This is a genomic window from Bacillus sp. JJ1532 (assembly GCF_036965085.1).
In the GTDB taxonomy this organism is placed as follows: Bacteria; Bacillota; Bacilli; order Bacillales; family Cytobacillaceae; genus Cytobacillus.
Map to the genome: position 1 here is coordinate 115,919 of NZ_JBALOW010000003.1, position 3,660 is coordinate 119,578.

Annotated in this window: 3 protein-coding genes; all 3 read left to right on the forward strand. The window is 44.5% G+C overall.

Annotated features, from left to right (window positions below; genetic code table 11):
- Positions 1-251 precede the first annotated feature (251 nt).
- The 3 genes from hpf (at position 252) to V7122_RS01950 (ending at position 3,565) form a co-directional block, all read left to right on the forward strand.
- Positions 252-803 (forward strand): ribosome hibernation-promoting factor, HPF/YfiA family, encoded by a 552-nt coding sequence (hpf, locus tag V7122_RS01940; protein ID WP_335346652.1) that lies wholly within the window; start codon positions 252-254, stop codon positions 801-803.
- Positions 804-942: 139 nt separating this feature from the next.
- On the forward strand, positions 943-2,553 hold the full coding sequence (locus V7122_RS01945) for a gamma-glutamyltransferase family protein (RefSeq protein ID WP_335525654.1): 1,611 nt from the start codon (positions 943-945) through the stop codon (positions 2,551-2,553).
- Positions 2,554-2,719: 166 nt separating this feature from the next.
- Positions 2,720-3,565 carry a DUF1028 domain-containing protein gene (locus V7122_RS01950; protein WP_335525655.1) on the forward strand — a complete coding sequence of 282 codons (846 nt, stop codon included), beginning with the start codon at positions 2,720-2,722 and terminating at the stop codon, positions 3,563-3,565.
- Positions 3,566-3,660 lie beyond the last annotated feature (95 nt).

Here is a 3,660-nt window from a genome sequence, read left to right on the forward strand (position 1 = left end):
AAAACGGTAGTCATGAAGGCCACATTTTAATAATCTAAAGTCATTTTCTATCCACCACTAAACATCCTTCACACAACAGACAATTTCCACAAAGTTTTTTCCTGTACTAGCAGGAGTTTTATGGGGTAAAATAGAAATGTAAACATATAGTCTTATTAATAAGACTTAGCGCTTTTTGTAAGGGGCTATTTCACGAAAATGGCGACCCTAAGAAGCGTAAGCATTTGTAAATGAAAAGGAGGGGCTCACTTATGAATTTTAACATTCGTGGTGAAAACATTGAGGTAACTCCAGCAATTCGAGAGTATGTCGAGAAGAAAATTGCTAAGCTTGAAAGGTATTTTACTGAAACTCCTGAATCAACTGTACATGTGAATTTGAAAACGTATCAAGATAAAAAGTCTAAAGTGGAAGTTACGATTCCGATGCCGAATCTAGTGCTTCGTGCGGAGGAAGTTCATGATGATATGTATGCAGCGATTGATTTAATCACTGATAAGCTTGAGCGACAAATTCGTAAGCATAAGACAAAGGTTAACCGCAAGTTCCGTGAAAAGGGCCATGCACCAGCTATGTTCGTGACGCTGGACGATTCTGAAAGAACGCCAGTAGATGAGGAGCAAGATCTGGAAGTGGTTCGCCAAAAGAGCTTCGATTTGAAACCAATGGATAGCGAGGAAGCGATCCTTCAAATGAATATGCTTGGTCACAGTTTCTATGTGTTTACAAATGCTGAGACAAGTCTAACCAATGTTGTATATAAGCGTAAAGACGGCCGTTACGGTTTGATTGAAGCGCAATAATAATAAGAATGAGAACCCCGCCCTGTGGCGGGGTTTTTTGTGCCTTTTTTAAAAACTCTATTAAAAAACCTTTTGTAAAAAATCATATATTTTAATAATTTGGTATAATTAGAATAATATGACTAAAAGGGTGTTGCCGATGAATGTTGATTTTTTATATCATCCCTATCCTTCACAAAGAATGACGGTGATGGCGAAGCGAGGCATGGTGGCGACTTCTCAGCCGCTTGCTGCTCAGGCGGGTCTCGATATGCTCAAAAAAGGTGGAAATGCCATTGATGCCGCCGTTGCCACAGCAGCGGCTTTAACGGTTTTGGAGCCAACTTCGAATGGCATTGGGGGAGATGCTTTTGCACTTGTTTGGACAAATGGAAGCCTGTATGGGTTGGATGCCAGTGGTCCGGCACCCCTAAGCATCTCGATTGAAGCCATAAAAGCAAGAGGATATGAAAAAATCCCTGCCCACGGGTGGATGCCGGTTACCGTGCCGGGTGCTCCTTCTGGATGGGCTGAATTATCGAGAAGATTTGGCCGGCTGACTTTCCGGGAGGTTCTGCAGCCAGCGATTGACTATGCGGAAAGCGGTTATCCTTTGACCCCAGTATTAGGAAAATATTGGGGTTATGCCTATCGGAGATTTAAGCAGGTGTTGATGGGTGAGGAATTTCAGCATTGGTTCGAAACCTTTGCACCTAGTGGAAGAGCACCAAAAATCGGAGAGCTGTGGCGCTCTGAAAATCATGCAACAACATTACGTTCAATTGGCGACACATATGGAGAAAGTTTTTACAGAGGGGAATTAGCTGATAAAATTGTTGCCTTTGCGAAAGAATACAATGCTTTTCTTTCTAAAGAGGATTTAGCCAAGTATAAAGCAGATTGGGTTACACCCATAAAAGTAAATTACCGGGGATATGATGTGTGGGAAATCCCGCCTAGCACTCAGGGATTGATTGCGCTATTAGGTTTAAATATTGTAAGTGGCTACTCATTTAGTCACCGAGATTCAGTGGATACGATACATAAACAAATTGAAGCGATGAAGCTTGCTTTTACAGATGGAAAAGCCTATATTACCGATCCAAAAGAAATGAGGATCCAACTAAGTGAGCTGCTTTCAGCAGAGTACGGGGCGCGGAGGAGAGCAGAAATCGGCGAGCAGGCGATCATGCCGGGGACCTATCAGCCAGCGAGCGGGGGGACGGTTTACCTAGCTACTGCCGATGATGAGGGCAATATGGTTTCGTTTATTCAGAGCAACTATATGGGTTTTGGGTCTGGTTTGGTCGTTCCGGGAACAGGCATTGCTCTGCAAAATCGGGGATATGATTTCTCGCTCGATCCGAGTCACCATAATGCCTTAAAGCCTGGGAAAAAGACATATCATACGATTATTCCGGGGTTTCTAACAAAAGGGAATCAAGCTGTTGGTCCTTTTGGCGTCATGGGCGGCTTTATGCAGCCTCAGGGGCATATGCAGGTGGTCATGAACACAGTTGATTTTCACCTTAATCCGCAGGCGTCCCTTGATGCACCAAGGTGGCAGTGGGTGTCTGAAAAAAAGGTGCTGGTTGAGCCGCATTTTCCGGCCTCGCTCGCACAAGCCTTGATGAGAAAAGGGCATCAAATAGAAATGACTGTGGATTCTGGCGGATTTGGCCGCGGGCAAATCATTTGGCGTGATTTGGAGACAGGTGTGCTTATGGGAGGAACTGAGTCCCGAACGGACGGGGCGATTGCGGTTTGGTAAACCGGATTATTTTTAGGCTATATTAGCGATTATTGTTGATTACTAGCCTATGCATGAATGCGGACGGGTTTTATTTGGGACGAAAACAAGAGAGAGCAGGTATGGCGGTTTGATTGCCAACAAAATTCATTAACAAAGCCTATTTTTAAAAAGAGGAGGAGCTACTATGACGTTTTCAATTGTTGGTTATGATCCAAAGGAGAAAGAATGGGGAATTGCGGTTCAGTCTAAGTTTCTTGGTGTGGGGGCTGTTGTGCCGTTTGCCAAAGCCGGGGTTGGTGCGGTAGCCACCCAATCCTATGCGAATACTTCTTATGGCCCGAAGGCACTTGAATTATTTGCTCAAGGGAAAACAGCACAAGAGGTAATGGATATCATAACGGAGGAGGATCCGCAAAAAGGGTTGCGCCAGGTTGGAATCATTGATGCGTTCGGTAACGCGGCTACCTTTACGGGAAAAGGCTGTTATGACTGGGCTGGGGGAATCACAGGCCCTCATTTTGCGGCGCAGGGAAATATTTTGGTAGACGAAAAAACGGTACATGCGATGGCGGAAACCTTTCAGAACGTGGAAGGAACATTGGCAGAACGATTGCTAGCGGCACTTGATGCGGGGCAATCAGCAGGCGGGGATAGCCGGGGCCAGCAATCTGCGGCACTCCTTGTTGTAAAAGATAAAGGCGGCTATGGCGGATTTAATGATCGTTATGTTGATCTTCGGGTTGATGAACATTCGGAACCGATTAAGGAGCTTATTCGGATTTATCAGCTTCAGCAGCTTTATTTCGCTCCAGCTAAGGCGGAAAATATTGTTGAGGTTGAGGGAGAAGTGAAGGGGTCTGTTGTACAAGAATTGGTTCGCCTCCAATATTTGGATGCCAAGCATGATGATGAACAGCTTTTTAAAGCCTTAACCACTTATATTCATACCGAAAACTTCGAAGCCCGTGAGCAGGCACACGGAAAAATTGATTTGGATGTTTTGACGTATATGAAGAAGCAAGAAAAATAGCGGGCTGTCATGCCGCTATTTTTTTCTGTCCGGATTAGAAGTGGCGGATATATTTGAAATCTCGCGGATATATTGATAAAAGTGGCGGATATATT

Coding starts and splice junctions, on each gene's coding strand:
- V7122_RS01950 (WP_335525655.1), top strand. CDS start 2,720: ATGACGTTTTCAATTGTTGGTTATGATCCAAAGGAGAAAGAATGGGGA.
- V7122_RS01945 (WP_335525654.1), top strand. CDS start 943: ATGAATGTTGATTTTTTATATCATCCCTATCCTTCACAAAGAATGACG.
- hpf (WP_335346652.1), top strand. CDS start 252: ATGAATTTTAACATTCGTGGTGAAAACATTGAGGTAACTCCAGCAATT.